Here is a 17163-nt window from a genome sequence, read left to right on the forward strand (position 1 = left end):
TGTTCGGTTATGATTAAAATTTCTTATTTGCTTCACCGATCACAAGTGCCTTAACATCTTCATCAGACATCGACAATAAACGATCAATATCCGACATTAACGCATCATAGTCTTTAGGTACTGCACGACCAACATAAATTTTTTCATGGACTTGATCTTCAGAAACTTCGTTTTCATTTAACAACTCTTCGTACATCTTCTCACCTGGTCGTAAACCAGTAAATTCAATACCAATATCTTCAATTGTGTATCCAGCAAGCTCAATAACATTCTTTGCTAAATCTACTATCTTAACTGGTTCACCCATATCCAGCACAAATACTTCTCCACCTTTAGCAAGGACCCCGGCTTGTATAACAAGTCGACTTGCTTCAGGAATTGTCATAAAGTATCTTGTAATATCAGGGTGCGTTACAGTAACTGGCCCACCTTTTTCAATCTGCTTCTTAAACAAAGGAATAACTGAACCACGACTGCCTAATACGTTACCAAATCGAACGGCAACAAATTTCGTTTCAGAACGTTTGTCTAAGTTTTGTACGACCATCTCTGCCCATCGTTTCGTTGCACCCATTATATTAGGTGGATTAACAGCTTTATCAGTTGAAACCATTACAAAAGTTTTTACGCCAAACGCATCACTTGCTTCAGCAATATTCTTTGTACCAAAAATATTATTCTTTATCGCTTCTTTAGGGTTCCCTTCCATTAAAGGAACATGTTTATGAGCCGCAGCATGGAATACTACATCTGGACGATACTTTTCAACGATTTTGAACATTCTATCACGATCTTGAATGTCAGCAATAACTGGAACAAAGTTAATATGGCCGTCTTTAAAGCGATTCTTCATTTCCATCATAATATTATAAATACTGTTTTCACCGTGACCAACAAGAAGTACTCGTTTTGGTCCAAAGCTAGATGCTTGTCTCACGATTTCAGAACCGATAGAACCACCAGCACCAGTGATTAATATTGTTTTATTATTAATGACATCCCGAATACCACCTGCATCTAACTTAACAGGATCACGACCTAATAAATCTTCTAAATCGATATTCTTTAAATGTGCAACTTCTTTTTTACCAGTTAACACATCATCTATATTTGGCATTATTTGAACTTTAACACCTGATTCAATACAAATATCATATAACTCTTTTAATTTATATTGAGCTAGTGATGGGATTGCGAGGATGACTTTATCAATTTCATACTTGTCAATTGCAGCACGCAAATCATTTCTTGAGCCCATAACTTTTACACCATTGATGACTTGTTTGTATTTATTAACATCATCATCTAAAAATAATACAGGCTTCATTTTCATAGTTGGTACATTTTCCATTTGACGTGCTAATGTAGTTCCACCTCGTCCAGCACCGAAGATTAATACACGTTCAAAGTTTTCTGTGTTTTCATGGTTCTTGTTGAAAATTCTAAAGAATATTCTTGTTGCACCTATGAAAACAATCAAGCATAACCAAATAATAATAACTGCACCAAAGATGATATTATTTGTTTCTTTCATTACTGTTAGAGCGATATATGTGAGTACTGTACCAACGAAAACTGCTAAACTAACTGCATACACGACTGATAGTAACTCCTTAACACTTGCATATATCCATAGTCTATTAAACAAATTAAATAAGAATGCAAATAACAAATAAGCTAATAATATTGAAATACCTGTTACTACAAAATACGTGTTCGGTTCAGGGCTTGAATCTTTGATAATAAACCAAGCTAGCAATACTGATCCCATAACTATTAACGTATCTATGACAATGAGCAGTAACGTTTTGAAATTCTTATGCATACAAAAAACCCTCTCTATTACAAATTATTGATAAACATAATATTTATCTGTATCGTACTCATCATTGTTAAATACGATACCTAACAATTTCGAGTTCTCACTTACAGTTAATAAATCGCGCGCTTCTTTAACGTTCGCTTTATTATTCTCTTGTTTATCAATAACTAATACCATACCATCTACTTTTGCTGAAAGAATTTGTGAATCAGTTACAGATAAAACTGGTGGACTATCAAAGATGATTAAATCATAATACGTACATAATTCATCTAACATAATGTCTAAATTTTTTGAGTTTAATAACTCAGATGGGTTTGGAGGTACTGGACCAGCTGACATAATATCTAAGTTTTCAACTTCAGTGGGTTGAATTGTTTGCTTTAAAGTACTTTGTTCTGTTAAATATGTTGATAAACCAACCGCATTTTTAACACCAAAAGTGTTATGAACTGTTGGTTTTCGCATATCGGCATCAATGAATAAAACTTTCGTATTATTTTGAGCAAATACACATGCTAAATTTGCTGACACAGTAGATTTACCTTCTTGTTGTACAGAAGAAGTTACTAATAACTTTTGTAACTGACTACCTGGTGTTGAAAACGAAATATTTGTTCTTAACGTTCTAAATTGTTCTGAAACTGGCGATCTAGGATCATCAAGAGTGATTAACTTTCTTGCTTTTTCTGATCTATTTTTAATTTTACTCTTACTTTTCTTGAACATAATAAAACTCCTTTGTCATACAATTATTATTTAATATACGGAATGTTACCAATTACTGAAACGCCAATTTCACGTTCTACCTGTTCTGAAGTTTTAAGTGATACATCCATTAATGCTTTTGCTAAGACATAGAATAAACTTAATAATAAACCTAATACAGCACCAATACCGATATTAATTAAGGGTGTCGGTTCCACAGGTTTCGCATTTCGAATAACACGTGCTTTTGAAGCAACTTTTAAGTTATTTAAGTCTAAAGAGTCTTGTTGTACCATTGTAGTTGTAATTGCATTTGCAATATCAACAGCTCGTTTTTGAGATTTATTTTCAACTGTTATTGTCAATAGCGTTGAATTCTGTACTGCTGTTGCATCTATATCCTTTGCTAAATCTTCAGGCAATACATTTAAATTTAACTTATCAATAACTGGTAATAAAGTATCCGGTAATTTAGCAATACTTGCATATGTTGTAATCGACTGTAAGTTAGTTTGTAAATCAACAGCATCATTACTTTTACTTGTTCGTGTCTCTTGATTTACAAGTAAAGTTGCTTCTGATTTGTATATCGGTGTTAGTAAGAAATACGAAACTGCCGCAGCAATTAAAGCGAAAAGTATTGTTGTACCTAATATAAATTTCCAACCTTTCTTAAGCGCCTCAAATATCTGAGTGAAATTCATGCTATCCTGCATTTTGTTACCTCCAAATAATTCTATAAAATTTTATAATCAATTTATTTTACCATAAGAATTTTATGTTTTTACTACATTTTAGAAATTTTGTTTTTAAAATTACTATTTTTAACTGAATTTACGTAAACTTTAACTTTTCTTTACAAATGTCATATAGTTAAAACAATTATTACTATGGCAATACATTTTCACTTTCAACATTCGCAACCAATTGATTTAAATAGCGATGTGAGACAATGAAAACAATAATAGCCATCGTAAATTCTGAAATTAATGTTGCAAAAATGGCACCTTCAACTTTAAAAATGGGAATTAAAATGATATTTGCGACTAAATTTAATATCGCAATAATTGCATTAATTCGCATCATCTTATAAACCATATGTTGAGTAGATAATATTGTACCATTCACCGCAGTCGCAAATTTAAATAAAATTGCTAAACTTAATAATTGTAGGTAAAATACTGAATCTAAATATTTTTCCCCTGCAGTAAACAGAATCAAATATTTAGCAGTTAACCAAACAAATATAATACCGATCAAACCTATGATAAATAGTATAATTGAACTTCTTCGATTAAATCGTTTCAATTGAACCGGATCATGCGTCGCCCAAACATGAATTCGCGTATAAAATATTCGTCTAAATATCAAATCTGGGAACATAAAGGCAAGTTGTATAATTGCAAATGCAGCATTATATTCACCTACCGCAACTTTACCGACTAAAAAAGATAATAATAGTACGTTACTTTGATAGTAAATAAAATAGAATATACCAATTAAACCAAATGGATATGTTTCTTTAAACGTTTCTCGTACTGTTGCATCTTTAGGGATTGGTGCATCTTGTAATACTGGTACTTTCACTTCCTGTGTATATAATTTGCGGATAACTCGCCAAAATGGAACAATCGCAAGTAGTGAAAGTATCACTAAATACCAGCCTAATGCAATAACATCTTTAAACGTTAGTACTGCAAGTACTGCAGCAAAGAAACGAACAAAGTATATTAAAAAATTGCTTAAAGATACTGCTTTAAAATTCTCTTCAATTTGATTAACCGAATTATTAATAGCGTAAATTCCTTGTAAAAAGATATTTGGAACAATTAATAATAAGAAATATTTTGTTTCAAAGTCATACATCGGTGAAAATACCACAACCATCAGTATCAATAATGTAATGGTAAAACTAATCGTAAATAAGGAAATACATGCATTAACGTATCGATAGGCTCGACGACCTTCGACCGCGAAACTCTTTACGATAAAGTCAGCGACACCAAAGCCGATAATCACTGATAATATATTGATAAATGTTAACCCTATACCGAAAATACCGTAATCTGCTTTATCAAGATTACGCGCGAGTAGAATATTCATGAGAAGTCCCATGATTGCACCCATACCGGTACCAAGGAACATCCATACAAAGTTCATTTTTTTCATTTAGAAAAATCCCCAATCACAATGCACCTTATCGTAAGTATGCTTGTTCGTAATCTTTCATCACAGAATCTAAAGTAAATGATTTTACTTTTTCGTTACTCTGTTGACCCATTTTATGTCTTCGATCATCGTTTTGAAGTAAATCTACAAACGCATAAATCAGACTTTCATTATTACCTTTTTCAACGACATAACCATTTTCATTATCATCAACTAAATCTACTAATCCACGTGTATCTGCAACAACACATGGTAAACCTTGTGCCATTCCTTCCATAATACTCTTCGGTAAGCCTTCGCGGTGACTCAGTAATGTCATTACATCAGAAATTTGTAATAAATTTGGTACATCACGTCTAAAACCTAAGAAATGAATATCTTTTAATTCATATTTCGTTTTATATGCTTCATACTTTTCTAAATTTGGACCAACACCCGCAAATAATAGCACCGCATCAGGTACTTTTTGTTTAATTTTAGACCAGTTCTCAAGTAAGAACATTTGGTTTTTGTTATCATTCATTTCTGCAACGCAAATAATGATTTTATCTGTAACATTTAATCCAAGTTCATTTCTTAAATTCAATTTATCATCATCACTCAATTTAGGATGATCAATCTCCACACCAACACCTTTAATATGTACTAAATTATCTTCCGTAAATCCTAATCGTTTAGCAGTGACAGTATCTTCGTTATTCGTTGTGATTAACAAATCAGTTTTTCCAGCTGTTAATTTTTCTAACGGAAAGTACATGAGCCAGTTTTTAAGAGGTGCATCTTTAAAAAAGTGAAATCCATGTGCTGTATAAATCAACTTACCATTCATATTTTTTGGTTTTGCAACACGTGTTAAAAACGCTGCAATCGGAGTATGTACATGCACAATATCAAAATCTTCATTTTTCATAGTTTCTTTTAGTATTTTCAAACTCATTAAATTATCTTTAGATAATGGATTACGATTAATTGGTACTTGGATTGTGTGAATACCAATACTTTCTAACTGTTCTTTATGACCACCATAATCTTCGTTCGCGATTGCATATACTTCGTAACCTTTATTCATTAACATTTTCATATATGGTGTGTGAAATGCTGTAAAGTGACGGAATACATTCGCAGAGAATAATGCTTTTTTCAAAATAATCCCTCATTTATTATAAAATTTATGACATCTTGCTATGTATTACTTGCCTTTAAATTTACGGTAAATAGGCAATACGATACTAAATAATTTTAAAGTATTTTTAATACCAATGCTACTTATAAGGGTGTTAATACGTTTTGTAAGTTGCGTGCTTGAATATTGTCTTAAATGCTCATGGGATTTTAATGCTTCAACAAGTTGATTACGTTCGTTACGATTAAGTAATGCTCCATAAATAAATGCTATAAAATATTTATTTGCGATATTTTGCTTAAGCTTTTTATCTGCTTCTTCACTCAGTTGAATATTACATCTTTTTAATTGTTCATCTACAATTTTTGGTGCATCTAAAGGATCAACTATATTTTTATAACTCATTGTACCTGTAATTTGTCCTGCTCTTTGTTGACGGTACTCAAGTACTGCCTTATCAAAATAAGCGATTTTGTTTGCCTTGGCAAATACAACTGGAACCCACATCATATCTTCATAATTCTTATTTTTAACAAAATACAAATCATTCTGTTTTATTAGATCTGTCTTGACGAAGAATGGCCACGCATACCAACTAAACATTAATTCTTTATCTAATATCATTTCTACTGCTTGTAAACCCGTCAATCCTTTAAAGTCACTTGGTTTAAAGGATCTTTGTACACGTTCCTGACGTTCATCCAGCATATAATAATAGTTAAAATCGAAAAGCACTATATCAGGATTATTATTCTCAGCAATAAATTCAAATATATCTTTAAAGAAAACTTTAGAATAAAAATCATCTGAATCGAGCATAACAAGATATTCACCGGTAGCTGCTTTAATGCCTGTATTACGTGCTGAAGCTATCCCACCATTTTGTTGACTGATGATTTTAATGTTAGGATATTGTTTTTGATAATCTTCAGCAATTTTTAATGAGTTATCGGGAGATGCATCATTTACAATAATCATTTCATATAATTCTGGATCTATATCTTGTTTAATTAAACTTTCGATACAATCCGGTAAATACTGTTCAACATTATAAACTGGTATTATTATACTTAGTTTCAATGGGATGCTCCTTATAGTGTTTTAATTATTTTAGCAGGTACACCGACAGCCACCGTGTTCGATTGTATATCACGGACCACGCTAGCACCGCTTCCAATCGTAACCCAGTCTCCTACTGTCACTGTTGGATTAACAACAGCTAGTGCACCAATTTGAGTACCCCTACCTACATTAACCGCTCCTGTTAATGTAGCATGGGGTGAAATATGAGCATAATCCGATACAACACAATCGTGTTCAACAATTGCCCCACTATTGATGATAACTTGAGTGCCTATTTTAGCATCAACATTTATGATAGCTCCAGGCATTACTAAAGTACCGATACCAATATGTGCTGACTTAGAAATAATCGCATGGGGTGAAATTAGCGTAACAAACATTTCATTAGACAAATGTTCTCTTTCAATTATAAGCTGACGCACTTTATTGTTTCCAATTCCAAAAAATAACCGAGCACCTGTTTCACGAATCATGTCATGAATATGTTTGGTATTACCATACAATATATCTTCTTCAGAAAAACGACTATCAAAAGCGTCATCGATAATACCAACAATTGTATATCCTAGTTGTTCCGCCACTTCAGAAACTACCTTTTTATGACCACTATTACCGATAATAATTAATTTCATTATTTTTGTTTCCTTTTATGATTTTCTAATACTGCCTTAATAAACGGAATCAATTCAGCTTCTTTTAATAAGTTATTCCATTCTAAGTGGCTTAAATCTGGAGTAACAAAATTAAATGCTTCTAATTCTTCACGAGTTAAATTCGATAAGTCACTATTTAACTTAAAGAATTTCCCGTTATTTACAGATTCAAAGTTGTTTACCCACTCATAACTTGTTGTTACGACATTCAAGTTTAAAGCACAATATTCAAGTAATTTTGTTGATGTTTGTTTATTAAACGGAAAGACATCTGGTATGTAATTCATACCAAACCTTGCTTTTGCTGCAGTTAATGGCAATTCTTCATAAGGAACGCGTCCTACGAAATGAACATTCGGTAAATTTCCAAACTCTTTCTCTAAACCTGGATCAGGTGTTCCAATTAAAATAATAGATAAATCACTATTCTTTTTAAACATTTCTAACATCTTATTCAATTCACGAGAAGGATCCATTGTGCCTATGTAAACAAAATCATACTCTTTCTTTACATCACCTTGAATAAAATACTGTTTGCTTATACCCATATCTCTATAAATAAAAGGTTGATTATCTTTAAAATTAAAAACTTGATGCACCTTTTTATTTTGAAATATTCGACCGTCGGGTTTTGTGTTTAACAATTTCTTTAAGAAATCTTTAACTTTTGCATTTTTACCGACCGTTATCGTGTTGTATTCATGAATAAGCGCTTGTTTTTCACTGCGGTTGCGGTCTAGTCCCATCACTTTCCATACGATATCGTATTCGTCTGTTATTTGATTTGACTTACTTACAACATCAACAATAAACTCACCCGAATCGTTTAAATAAGATGCATATGCATCTATTTCAGGCATATACGCTTTACCTTCATGTAATATCGCAATTTTAATCACACACTGTTCCTCCAAACTATAGTTTTGAATTTAGTTTATTATAGCATTATTTACAGTGAGATACATCAGAATACCAATAAAATGGAACTTATGTTATATTGAGATACAAGATATTAAAGGAGGTATATTATGCAAAATCATTTCAAAAAGATTACTGTCACATTCCTAGCTTCTACATTATTACTTACAGCTTGTGGTGGGGAGAATAAAGAAGAAAAAGCCGTTGAAAAAGCAAAAAAAGAGGCACAAGTCGCAAAAGAAAAATTAAAAGAAAAAGAAGAAGAATTAAAGGTAGAAAAAGAAAAGAATAAAGATGAGAAATCTACTAAAGAGAAATCTACTGAAGATGCTACATCAAATAACGAAAAAACTACAGAAGCAAATGATACTGTAGAAACTGCACAAACAAATGATGATGAACAAACTCCAGAGGAAATTAAAACTTCAGTAGCAAATCGTGACGAAGCTATTCAAAATGCCGTTGCTACAAGAGACAGTGCGTTAAAAGATGCTTTGACGGAACGTAATACAACCTATCAAGAAGCAGATGCCTTACTTAATAGTAATTCAAATGCAGATGCCGTAAGACAACATGAAGGCATGCGTGCTGAAGCAGATAGAATCTATGAAAATAAAGTCCTCGAAATTAACCGTAACTATTATGGTCAAGTGAATGAAGCCTATCGTCAATTTAAAGGCCAAATGAATGAAGTTATCAATCAGAATTCATAGTTAAATAAAAGCAAATGCCACTACAAATAATGTAGTGGCATTTGCTTTTTATAATTATAATTTTTGAATGTTACCGTAATTGTAGTAGTTAACTTCTTCAAAATTGTTTGGTACTACATTCTTAGTATCAAAAATCACTTTATTTGTCATTGCTTCAAAGTCAGCATCTTTTAAAACTTTGAATTCACTATGATCACTTAATACTAATACAAGTGAACTACCTTCTAATGCTTTATTAATATCTTTTTCTACCCATTCTAATTGTACATGTGGATCATAAGCTGATACTTCAAAACCACTTTCAGCATTTAGCATTTCATAAATATCAAATGCAGGTGATTCACGAATATCATCAACGTCACCTTTATATGTTAAACCGAATACTGTTACTTTATTACCACCTAATTTAGCAAGAATCGCTTTAGTTTTCTCTACAACATAAGCAGGCATTGATACATTGATATCACGTGCTAACTTAATTAACTTAGATTCTTCAGGTGCTTCAGCAATAATAAAGTATGGATCTACTGCTAAACAGTGTCCACCCACACCAGGACCCGGTGTATGTAAATTAACACGAGGATGTTTATTAGCCATCGCAATTACATCATGAACATTAATATCTAAACGATTACAAATCTTCGCTAATTCATTTGCTAAAGCAATATTAACATCACGATATGTATTTTCCATTAATTTAGACATTTCAGCTGTTTTAGCTTGTGTTTCAATCATTTCACCTTTTACGAAAGTACCATATACTTTTTTACCCGCTTCAACACATGCAGGCGTAATTCCACCGATAATACGGTTATTGTAAATTAGTTCGTGCATGATTTGTCCTGGTAATACACGTTCCGGACAATGAACTAAATAAATGTCTTCTCCAATTACAAATCCTTTAGATTCTAAAAATGGTTTAACGAAATCATCCATTGTACGTGGTGCAATTGTAGATTCAACAATTACTGTATCACCTTTTTTAAGTAAAGGTACAATGCTCTCTACCCCTGCCATAACAATTGTGTTATCACATGATTTGTGTTCGTCATCGTTGTTTGGTGTAGGTACAGCGATTATGTAAACATCTGCTTCTTCAGGCTTCGTCGCAGCTCTGAATTTACCACTTGCGATTACTTCATCTAAAGCTTCTTGTAAACCAGGCTCTTCAATATGAATTTGACCGCCATTTAGTTTATCTACTGCTTCTTGTTTAATATCCACACCTAAAACGTCTACACCATGTTTTGCGAACATAATAGAAGTAGGTAAACCAATATAGCCTAATCCGATCGTTGTTAATTTCAAAATAAACACCTATCCTTTTAAATTACGCAATGCGTATAATTTTCATATATTTACTAACGAATAACATGTAAAAAAATTCGATAGGTTAAATATACTTTTCCAAACTTATGTTACATCATTATATCTATAATTGCTACAATTATCTACTGTATTACTTTGAAATAATGATGTTAACTGTAAACAATGTTATAGCTTTATCTTTTATTTGTATCTATAGTATTATCTTGTAATGGAACATTCATAACAGTGTGAATAATTTAAATGCTTTATACCATCAATAAATAAAGGATGAGATACATTCATATCTCAACCTTTATTATCGAAACTAACCAAAATAATCATTTAACATATTCTATAAAAAACTACCATTTACAATCATGTCTATATAACTTAATGTCTTATTTTTTGACAATGGGTTATGTCCGCTCTCTTTATCATTATATAAAATAAACTGTATTGGTTGGCTATTAATTTTGTATTTATCAAGATTCTTTAATAAAGGATTAAAATGGTTATCCATATCCGATTTACACAATCTATTTTGAAAATAATAGACTTTTGGTGTTCTATGAAACTTTTTCAAAATGCTAGTTATCGATAATCGGTCGCTATATTTTTTATGAATTTCAGCATCCTCCATGTCAGGAAACACCTTTTTGTACATTGCTTTATATGCAGACTCATAATATTTATAAACATAAGTTTGAGGATTATTAACAATTGCTGTCGTCTTAGCATGCATTGTTGCTAAGACTAATGACATAAATCCCCCTGCTGAAGATCCATAATAAAATGTATTTTTATCTTCAATATCAATTAATAAAATCAGCTTTTTTATTATCTCAGAGTAATCTTCAAGGAAATGCCTATCTTTTGTGCCTACACCCCAACCTAATCTTAAATTATTATCATGAATTGTTCTATCATCAATGAAAACTGCATTATATTCCATCTCATCTGACCAATTTGATCGCATAAAAACAGGTGGTTTTTTGATTTTAGGATTCACAGCACCATTAGAAAATACAACTAACTTTTCTGATTTTTCTTTTAAAGTAATAATAAAATGAAAATCCATTCCCTCTTTTTCAATTACAATATGTTGATTATTATTTTCTTTTAAAAATTCTAAAGTTATTAATTCAAAATTAATCTTATTCATAAACTATCCCCTTTGATATAGTTTAAAACTATTTAACATAATTTACTTCTTTTTTAAGTGCATTAATGGTCTCAACTAAGTCTTTATCTTCTGGACGTTTGTACTTATCATACATCGTATAAATATCTAAGAATCGTGTAATAGCTTCTGCTCTATCCTCTGGTGCAATTCTATCTAATCTTACTAAGTACCAACCTCTTACATAGAAATTAAATCTTTTCTCCATATAAGTATCTAAAAGATTATTCTCGATTAAGAATGGGATACGTTCCGTTTCTAACTTGTAATACTTATCAAAGAATTTTTTAGAAATTGTGTTTGTCACAGAACCACTTACAGCAGCATAATACATATGAATATATTCGTTCACTAATAAAATTTGATTCGAGTTTAACACAAGTTCTTGGAAGAACATCGTATCTTGTCCCGCCGCACCTTCAATCATACGTAAATTGTTGTCCTTTATTACATTAGACTTCACCACTAATGCTTGAATACTTTGAGCCCTTAAACCACAGCGTTCCATAAATGCATGCGGATCAGTTATTAATGCTTCGCCATTATTGTATTTAGTTCCAGTAATATAGAAATTAAATTCAGAACGTTTCTTATTATCTTCTTTTAAAATATTACCTACTACCATATCTAGTTGTTTGTTCTGTTGTAATTGGTCATATAGGAATTTGTATCCATCACCAATTGCTTCATTATCAGGATCTAAATACGTAATATATGGTGTAGATGCCAATTCAGCCCCTTTATTTCTTGGACGTGAGGCACTACCACTACCACTTTCAAATTCATAATAAACAATAGAAGGATTTTGTCTTCTTAATCGGTTTATTATTTTAATTGTTAATTCATCTGTGCTTCCGTCATTAACAAAGATGATTTCCATATCATCATACATACTAGATCGTTTCAATGAGGACATACATTTATCTTCTAAATACGTCCCATTATTATGAATTGGAATAATAACGCTTAATTTTTTACGTTTGTTGCTAACATTTTGGTTTTGGCGTATAGCCTTTGGCGTTGTGACTTCAACCATATCTAGCCCATAACCTTTTAAATCATTATTTTCTTTCGTTCTAATATCATACATCGTTAAACCTTCATTTTGAAGTTTAGTGTAATTATGATGGTCATCTTCATTTGTAGATTTGGTAACAAAATCTACATCGGTATATTTAAAGGCACTATACAAATCTTCTAAATAATATTCTTCATAATAGTAAGTATCAATAAATTTAGTAACAAAACCTTCTGAAATATTTGCCGTTTCAAAGTCTTTTTCTGTAATTAGATGTTTGTTACCATACGATTGTGCATCAAATTGTGATTTAATTGTTTCAGTAACATTTGGAACCACAACATAAATTGGTTGCTCGTAACTATCATTATACTCAATGCCAATATCATGCATTATTTGTTTCATACGGTGATAAGTCGTTTCACTACGCATCACATTTCTAATACCCTTAGCTTGAATCGATTTTAATTCATGCTCAGTAAGATTATTAAAAATCGTTTTAAAGTCTGTTTTGTGATTTAAAATGAATACATTTGGAAATTTATTATTTACTCCTACAGAATAGTTTGATAACAATAAGTTACCAAATGCTTGTAATTCGTAGATTCTATTAGCAAACATTGTATCAGAATATTTTACTGAGTTAACGTTAATTGCCCATCTAAAAATTTTGTGTATCTTTTGCAAATTTTCATGACTCAAAGGACTTGTAACATTAGGAATAAACCTTAATGGAAAGTAATATCTAGCCCTCTGCAATTCTAAGTTTCTATCAATAATTGTTAATTCAGTATTATTGTTATTAACAGCATCAAATATTCGCGCTGACTCCTTGTTACGTTCTGGATATTTAACCATCCAACTACCAGCAAATATAACTTCATCTTTTTTCTTTCTACTTAATGCTGTTCTAGTTCCCACCGGATTATGGTAATGTGGATTCACTCCAAATGATAAAGTACTTACATTATTATTTTGAGTATAAGTTTTATAAGCTTCTTCAACTTCAATTGCTGAAGTATAAATATAATCACAGTGAGTTGCTAAATCTTTATATACATCATAATTTACTGGATCTTCTTTAGAATAGAAGACTACAGGTATTCCTTTTGCTTTCAAGTTCGAAATTAATTCTATCACATGACGACGTTCTGCACCTTTCAATGAAGAAATACCTGTCCAACTATCATCAATTCCTCTCCAAGCAGTCGCAATAATCACGAAATCAAAGTTTAAGTCTAATTTTTCATAATCATATGGAATATATACTAAATCAACAACATCTTTATAACTATTATATAAAAATTCATCGCAAATAATACCAACACGTTTATTAATTTTATTAAACACTCGACTACCATTAGATTCAGGTATATTAGCTAAATAGGGCTCTAATTTATTAAAGAAGTCTATTTTGCCCTCACGTTGCCACTTTTCCATGAAGTCTACAAATGATTCATTTTCTTTTTTATTTGCAAGTAAAGATAAACCTAATTGATAATCTTTTGAAATAATATCTTGATACTGTTGATATTGTACAATCTTCCTTTCGGTTGCTAATGCATTAAAATCAACATCATCTGGTGGTGTAGTATTTTCTTCATTTAATTCTGTTTCAATACCTAATAGATTTTGAATAATTTTTTGTTGAAAATTATGTTCACGATTAAATGTCATTATTTTTTACCTCGCTTAGAACGTTTTTCCCAAATCAATAACTGTAATTTACCTAATTTCGAATTGCGTAAGTTTTCTAACCTTTTTAAAATTCGTGCATTAAGTTCTCGTTGCTTATTTATTTTCTTTTCTAAAGCAATATTTTCATTTAATAATTTAGTTAAAATTATTTTAACTTTATTTTGTTCATTGATGTAAATATGAGCTTTATGTTGTTCGAGTATGAAAGATTCAGTCGTATTATGTACAATATTATTTGGTAGATTTGCATTTTCTAAGGCATCAAAGTTCACCCAACCTGCTACCATATTTTGTTTAATCTTTGCACGCTTTAATCTCGGGAAGATACCTTGAATTGTTATCTCTTCATTTGGATCTAGTTGATTAAAAGTTATTGTTTCATCCATTTTAGAAGTAACATATAATACAATATCGTTCCCTTTAACTTTACTTTGAATATCTACCGTATGCAGACGGTCTACAACGTGGGATGGGGCAAAAGCAACGAATGTGTTTTTTCTAAAAATCGCTTCTAATAATTCTCCTTCATGATAAGCATAAAATCGGCTAAAAACTTGATAACGTTGGAAGTATAAATTGTAATCTCCATTTTTATTAATCAACTTATTAATTGATGGGGAATAGAATTTTTCGTATTCTACTTCTATCTTTTCCTCAGGTTTATTGTATAAAGGGATAGAATTTTCAAAAGCAATCCACCCAACAATTATCTCACCTTGCTCAATTAATACTTTTTTTATGCCCTCTTCTTCTACATGTTTGATGACACTTGCAATTTTATTATTATAGTCTTTAACTTCTCCGATAATATCAGTCATTTCTTGATCTGAATAAATTGCATTCTCTGTATTTTCATTCACTAAAATGTGATCTAAATACTCACTATTTTCATGTAGCCAATTCGAATTCATGTTCCACCTCGTAATTTATTTTATTAATTTTTCTCTAAATATCATATCATTCTAGAAGAAATTATGTGTGTAAGTACAACGTTCCTGCCTTAACCCAAGAGTTTGTTGTCGTTGGTTTATGATATTTAATTTCTATGTCATATCTTTCATTTGCTTGTAACAAAATGCCTTTACTCAAATCAACAATATCTAGTACTTTTTTCTCCTCATTATTCGTTATAGATACACTGATATAATTTCTGCCTGCTTCTTTTTCATAAGTAGAATACAACTTAGTTTCTTTTTCGTTTAATATAGATAATCTATAGCGTATCATTTGGGTATCTTTTAAATTTACATTTGGTATTAGTGCTATCGTATGATCTTTGTAGTCAAAATTAAATTTAAAATTAATTACTTCTTCTACACCAGCATCTTTAGCTATTGTTGACATAATTTTATTTCTTTCTAATTCATATAAATTTCCATTAACATTACCTTCAAAAAAGTTTAATATCGGCCAGTATGCATCAATCAAATCTTTATGTAATAAATGATACTTTCTAATTTCATAAGGTAATTGAAGCAATATATTCAAAGTACTTCTATCATTTAAATAGTTGAAATAATCCATTACCCTATCAGTCTCTTTTATAAGTTGACTATGCCAATTACCCATTCTAGAATCAATATGAATAACATCTAAAGTACGAATAATATTCTCTGGTTCAATTTCAGTTTCTGTTCGTGTAAGATATGCATCAATAGCAGCTTTAGCTTCATCTTCAGATTTAATTGTTTTAATTTGCTTATGTTGCAAATAATCATATAAATCTGTAATGGTTAATTTCTTTGTTAAGAACGCTTTGGGATAATCAAATTTAGCATTTGAATAAATCACACTTCTAAATTGTAATACATCCTCTGGTTCATCTTTAAATTTTTCCTCAAATATTTCAGCAATTGGATGATTAAACACTGTTCCGGTAACATCATACATATTTTTAGAGAATTCCTTATCAGCTTGGTCCACTTGAAACTCAATCAATTCATGATCAATATTTAGATTATTGACAAGTCTTTCTACAATTAATTTATCCGTCTTATATATGTTCTTTGCTCTTTTGTTCGTTATTGCTTCAATTTCTTTAATATAAGTAAATGTTTTTACAGGTTTATTTATTGGCTTAGTCAATGCTAATGTACATTTCGAATCGACTCCACCAGTAATACTTACCAAAAGATTATTCTTTACTAAGTCTAGCGCAACGTTCAAATTATTAATTTGTAATTTCAATTTATCTAAAATTTCCTCGTAATTAAGTTCCTTTATTTCTGGATTAGGAAAAATACGCGCTTTACTCTGTCCAATTATCAATTTATTTGAAGGCACGAGCTTATAAACATCAGCATACCTTGAATAATCGAGTGTTTTAGTTGAAGAATACATCTTCTTATTACCAAAAATATCACCTATTAATTTATCGTGAGATGATACGATTTTTAAGTCTGCAGTATAATAAGGCGATCTAAATCCTGCGGCATCAGAAAATACTTCTATGCCATTTTCAGTATCTTTTATAATAACAAAACTACCATTTAAATGATTAATATTATGGGATGTTGCAGAAAGTTGTTCATTAAGTACACTTTCTAAAATCTGTTCACTATTCATTTCTGGAGCTGTATTATCAAATGCATAACCTAATAAATATGCCTTACCTAAGTTTGAATGATGAGACGAGACATTCGTGTCTTCTGAAACATACAATGTATATCCATTTGAAAGTGAATGACTATTTTGAAGATGCTCATTTTCAATTTTTTCATTAGTGATTAAAAATGCTTTAGGTATTAAATAGTTAAACATTAGTATTCTC

The 17163-nt window shown here is 30.8% G+C and carries 14 protein-coding genes; 1 reads left to right on the forward strand and 13 read right to left on the reverse strand.

Annotation, left to right across the window (positions count from 1 at the left end):
* Window positions 1-13: 13 nt before the first annotated feature.
* From ACMGE9_RS01785 to ACMGE9_RS01820, 8 genes are all read right to left on the reverse strand, one after another.
* Window positions 14-1825, reverse strand: a complete 1812-nt coding sequence (locus tag ACMGE9_RS01785; protein ID WP_414043547.1) for a polysaccharide biosynthesis protein — start codon at window positions 1823-1825, stop codon at window positions 14-16.
* Between the two features lie 24 nt (window positions 1826-1849).
* A complete protein-coding gene (locus ACMGE9_RS01790; RefSeq protein WP_414043548.1) occupies window positions 1850-2551 on the reverse strand; it encodes a CpsD/CapB family tyrosine-protein kinase in 702 nt (233 codons plus the stop codon).
* Between the two features lie 26 nt (window positions 2552-2577).
* Window positions 2578-3246, reverse strand: a complete 669-nt coding sequence (locus ACMGE9_RS01795) for a YveK family protein (protein WP_414043549.1) — start codon at window positions 3244-3246, stop codon at window positions 2578-2580.
* Between the two features lie 172 nt (window positions 3247-3418).
* The gene (locus ACMGE9_RS01800; RefSeq protein ID WP_414043550.1) at window positions 3419-4699 is read right to left on the reverse strand and encodes a flippase; all 1281 of its coding nucleotides are present in this window, start codon (window positions 4697-4699) and stop codon (window positions 3419-3421) included.
* Between the two features lie 28 nt (window positions 4700-4727).
* Window positions 4728-5843, reverse strand: coding sequence for a glycosyltransferase family 4 protein (locus ACMGE9_RS01805; protein ID WP_414043551.1), 1116 nt, complete (start codon window positions 5841-5843; stop codon window positions 4728-4730).
* Between the two features lie 45 nt (window positions 5844-5888).
* Window positions 5889-6902 carry a glycosyltransferase gene (locus tag ACMGE9_RS01810; RefSeq protein WP_414043552.1) on the reverse strand — a complete coding sequence of 338 codons (1014 nt, stop codon included), beginning with the start codon at window positions 6900-6902 and terminating at the stop codon, window positions 5889-5891.
* 11 nt (window positions 6903-6913) lie between these two features.
* The gene (locus tag ACMGE9_RS01815) at window positions 6914-7537 is read right to left on the reverse strand and encodes an acetyltransferase (protein WP_414043553.1); all 624 of its coding nucleotides are present in this window, start codon (window positions 7535-7537) and stop codon (window positions 6914-6916) included.
* Window positions 7537-8457 carry a hypothetical protein gene (locus ACMGE9_RS01820; protein ID WP_414043554.1) on the reverse strand — a complete coding sequence of 307 codons (921 nt, stop codon included), beginning with the start codon at window positions 8455-8457 and terminating at the stop codon, window positions 7537-7539. The genes ACMGE9_RS01815 and ACMGE9_RS01820 overlap by 1 nt, the downstream gene beginning before the upstream one ends.
* A gap of 129 nt (window positions 8458-8586) precedes the next feature.
* Here ACMGE9_RS01820 and ACMGE9_RS01825 point away from each other — a divergent pair, with 129 nt between their 5' ends.
* Complete coding sequence (locus ACMGE9_RS01825; RefSeq protein WP_414043555.1) at window positions 8587-9189, forward strand: hypothetical protein; 603 nt, start codon at window positions 8587-8589, stop codon at window positions 9187-9189.
* Between the two features lie 54 nt (window positions 9190-9243).
* Here the strand turns inward: ACMGE9_RS01825 and ACMGE9_RS01830 are convergent, their stop codons facing one another.
* The 5 genes from ACMGE9_RS01830 to ACMGE9_RS01850 all read right to left on the reverse strand — a co-directional run bounded on the left by ACMGE9_RS01830 (window position 9244) and on the right by ACMGE9_RS01850 (window position 17153).
* A complete protein-coding gene (locus tag ACMGE9_RS01830; protein ID WP_414043556.1) occupies window positions 9244-10497 on the reverse strand; it encodes a nucleotide sugar dehydrogenase in 1254 nt (417 codons plus the stop codon).
* A 352-nt stretch (window positions 10498-10849) separates the two neighbouring features.
* The gene (locus ACMGE9_RS01835) at window positions 10850-11659 is read right to left on the reverse strand and encodes a hypothetical protein (RefSeq protein ID WP_414043557.1); all 810 of its coding nucleotides are present in this window, start codon (window positions 11657-11659) and stop codon (window positions 10850-10852) included.
* A gap of 28 nt (window positions 11660-11687) precedes the next feature.
* A complete protein-coding gene (locus ACMGE9_RS01840) occupies window positions 11688-14372 on the reverse strand; it encodes a glycosyltransferase (RefSeq protein WP_414043558.1) in 2685 nt (894 codons plus the stop codon).
* The gene (locus ACMGE9_RS01845) at window positions 14372-15304 is read right to left on the reverse strand and encodes a hypothetical protein (RefSeq protein WP_414043559.1); all 933 of its coding nucleotides are present in this window, start codon (window positions 15302-15304) and stop codon (window positions 14372-14374) included. Before ACMGE9_RS01845 ends, ACMGE9_RS01840 begins: the two co-directional genes overlap by 1 nt.
* A 61-nt stretch (window positions 15305-15365) precedes the next feature.
* On the reverse strand, window positions 15366-17153 hold the full coding sequence (locus tag ACMGE9_RS01850) for a hypothetical protein (RefSeq protein WP_414043560.1): 1788 nt from the start codon (window positions 17151-17153) through the stop codon (window positions 15366-15368).
* Window positions 17154-17163: the final 10 nt, after the last annotated feature.

This window comes from Macrococcus animalis (genome assembly GCF_047425875.1).
Lineage (GTDB): Bacteria > Bacillota > Bacilli > Staphylococcales > Staphylococcaceae > Macrococcoides > Macrococcoides animalis.

Excerpts from the sequence above, each read along its gene's own strand:
- ACMGE9_RS01845 (WP_414043559.1), bottom strand. The coding sequence starts at position 15,304 with ATGAATTCGAATTGGCTACATGAAAATAGTGAGTATTTAGATCACATT.
- ACMGE9_RS01850 (WP_414043560.1), bottom strand. The coding sequence starts at position 17,153 with ATGTTTAACTATTTAATACCTAAAGCATTTTTAATCACTAATGAAAAA.
- ACMGE9_RS01785 (WP_414043547.1), bottom strand. The coding sequence starts at position 1,825 with ATGCATAAGAATTTCAAAACGTTACTGCTCATTGTCATAGATACGTTA.
- ACMGE9_RS01790 (WP_414043548.1), bottom strand. The coding sequence starts at position 2,551 with ATGTTCAAGAAAAGTAAGAGTAAAATTAAAAATAGATCAGAAAAAGCA.
- ACMGE9_RS01835 (WP_414043557.1), bottom strand. The coding sequence starts at position 11,659 with ATGAATAAGATTAATTTTGAATTAATAACTTTAGAATTTTTAAAAGAA.
- ACMGE9_RS01815 (WP_414043553.1), bottom strand. The coding sequence starts at position 7,537 with ATGAAATTAATTATTATCGGTAATAGTGGTCATAAAAAGGTAGTTTCT.
- ACMGE9_RS01840 (WP_414043558.1), bottom strand. The coding sequence starts at position 14,372 with ATGACATTTAATCGTGAACATAATTTTCAACAAAAAATTATTCAAAAT.
- ACMGE9_RS01825 (WP_414043555.1), top strand. The coding sequence starts at position 8,587 with ATGCAAAATCATTTCAAAAAGATTACTGTCACATTCCTAGCTTCTACA.
- ACMGE9_RS01800 (WP_414043550.1), bottom strand. The coding sequence starts at position 4,699 with ATGAAAAAAATGAACTTTGTATGGATGTTCCTTGGTACCGGTATGGGT.
- ACMGE9_RS01795 (WP_414043549.1), bottom strand. The coding sequence starts at position 3,246 with ATGCAGGATAGCATGAATTTCACTCAGATATTTGAGGCGCTTAAGAAA.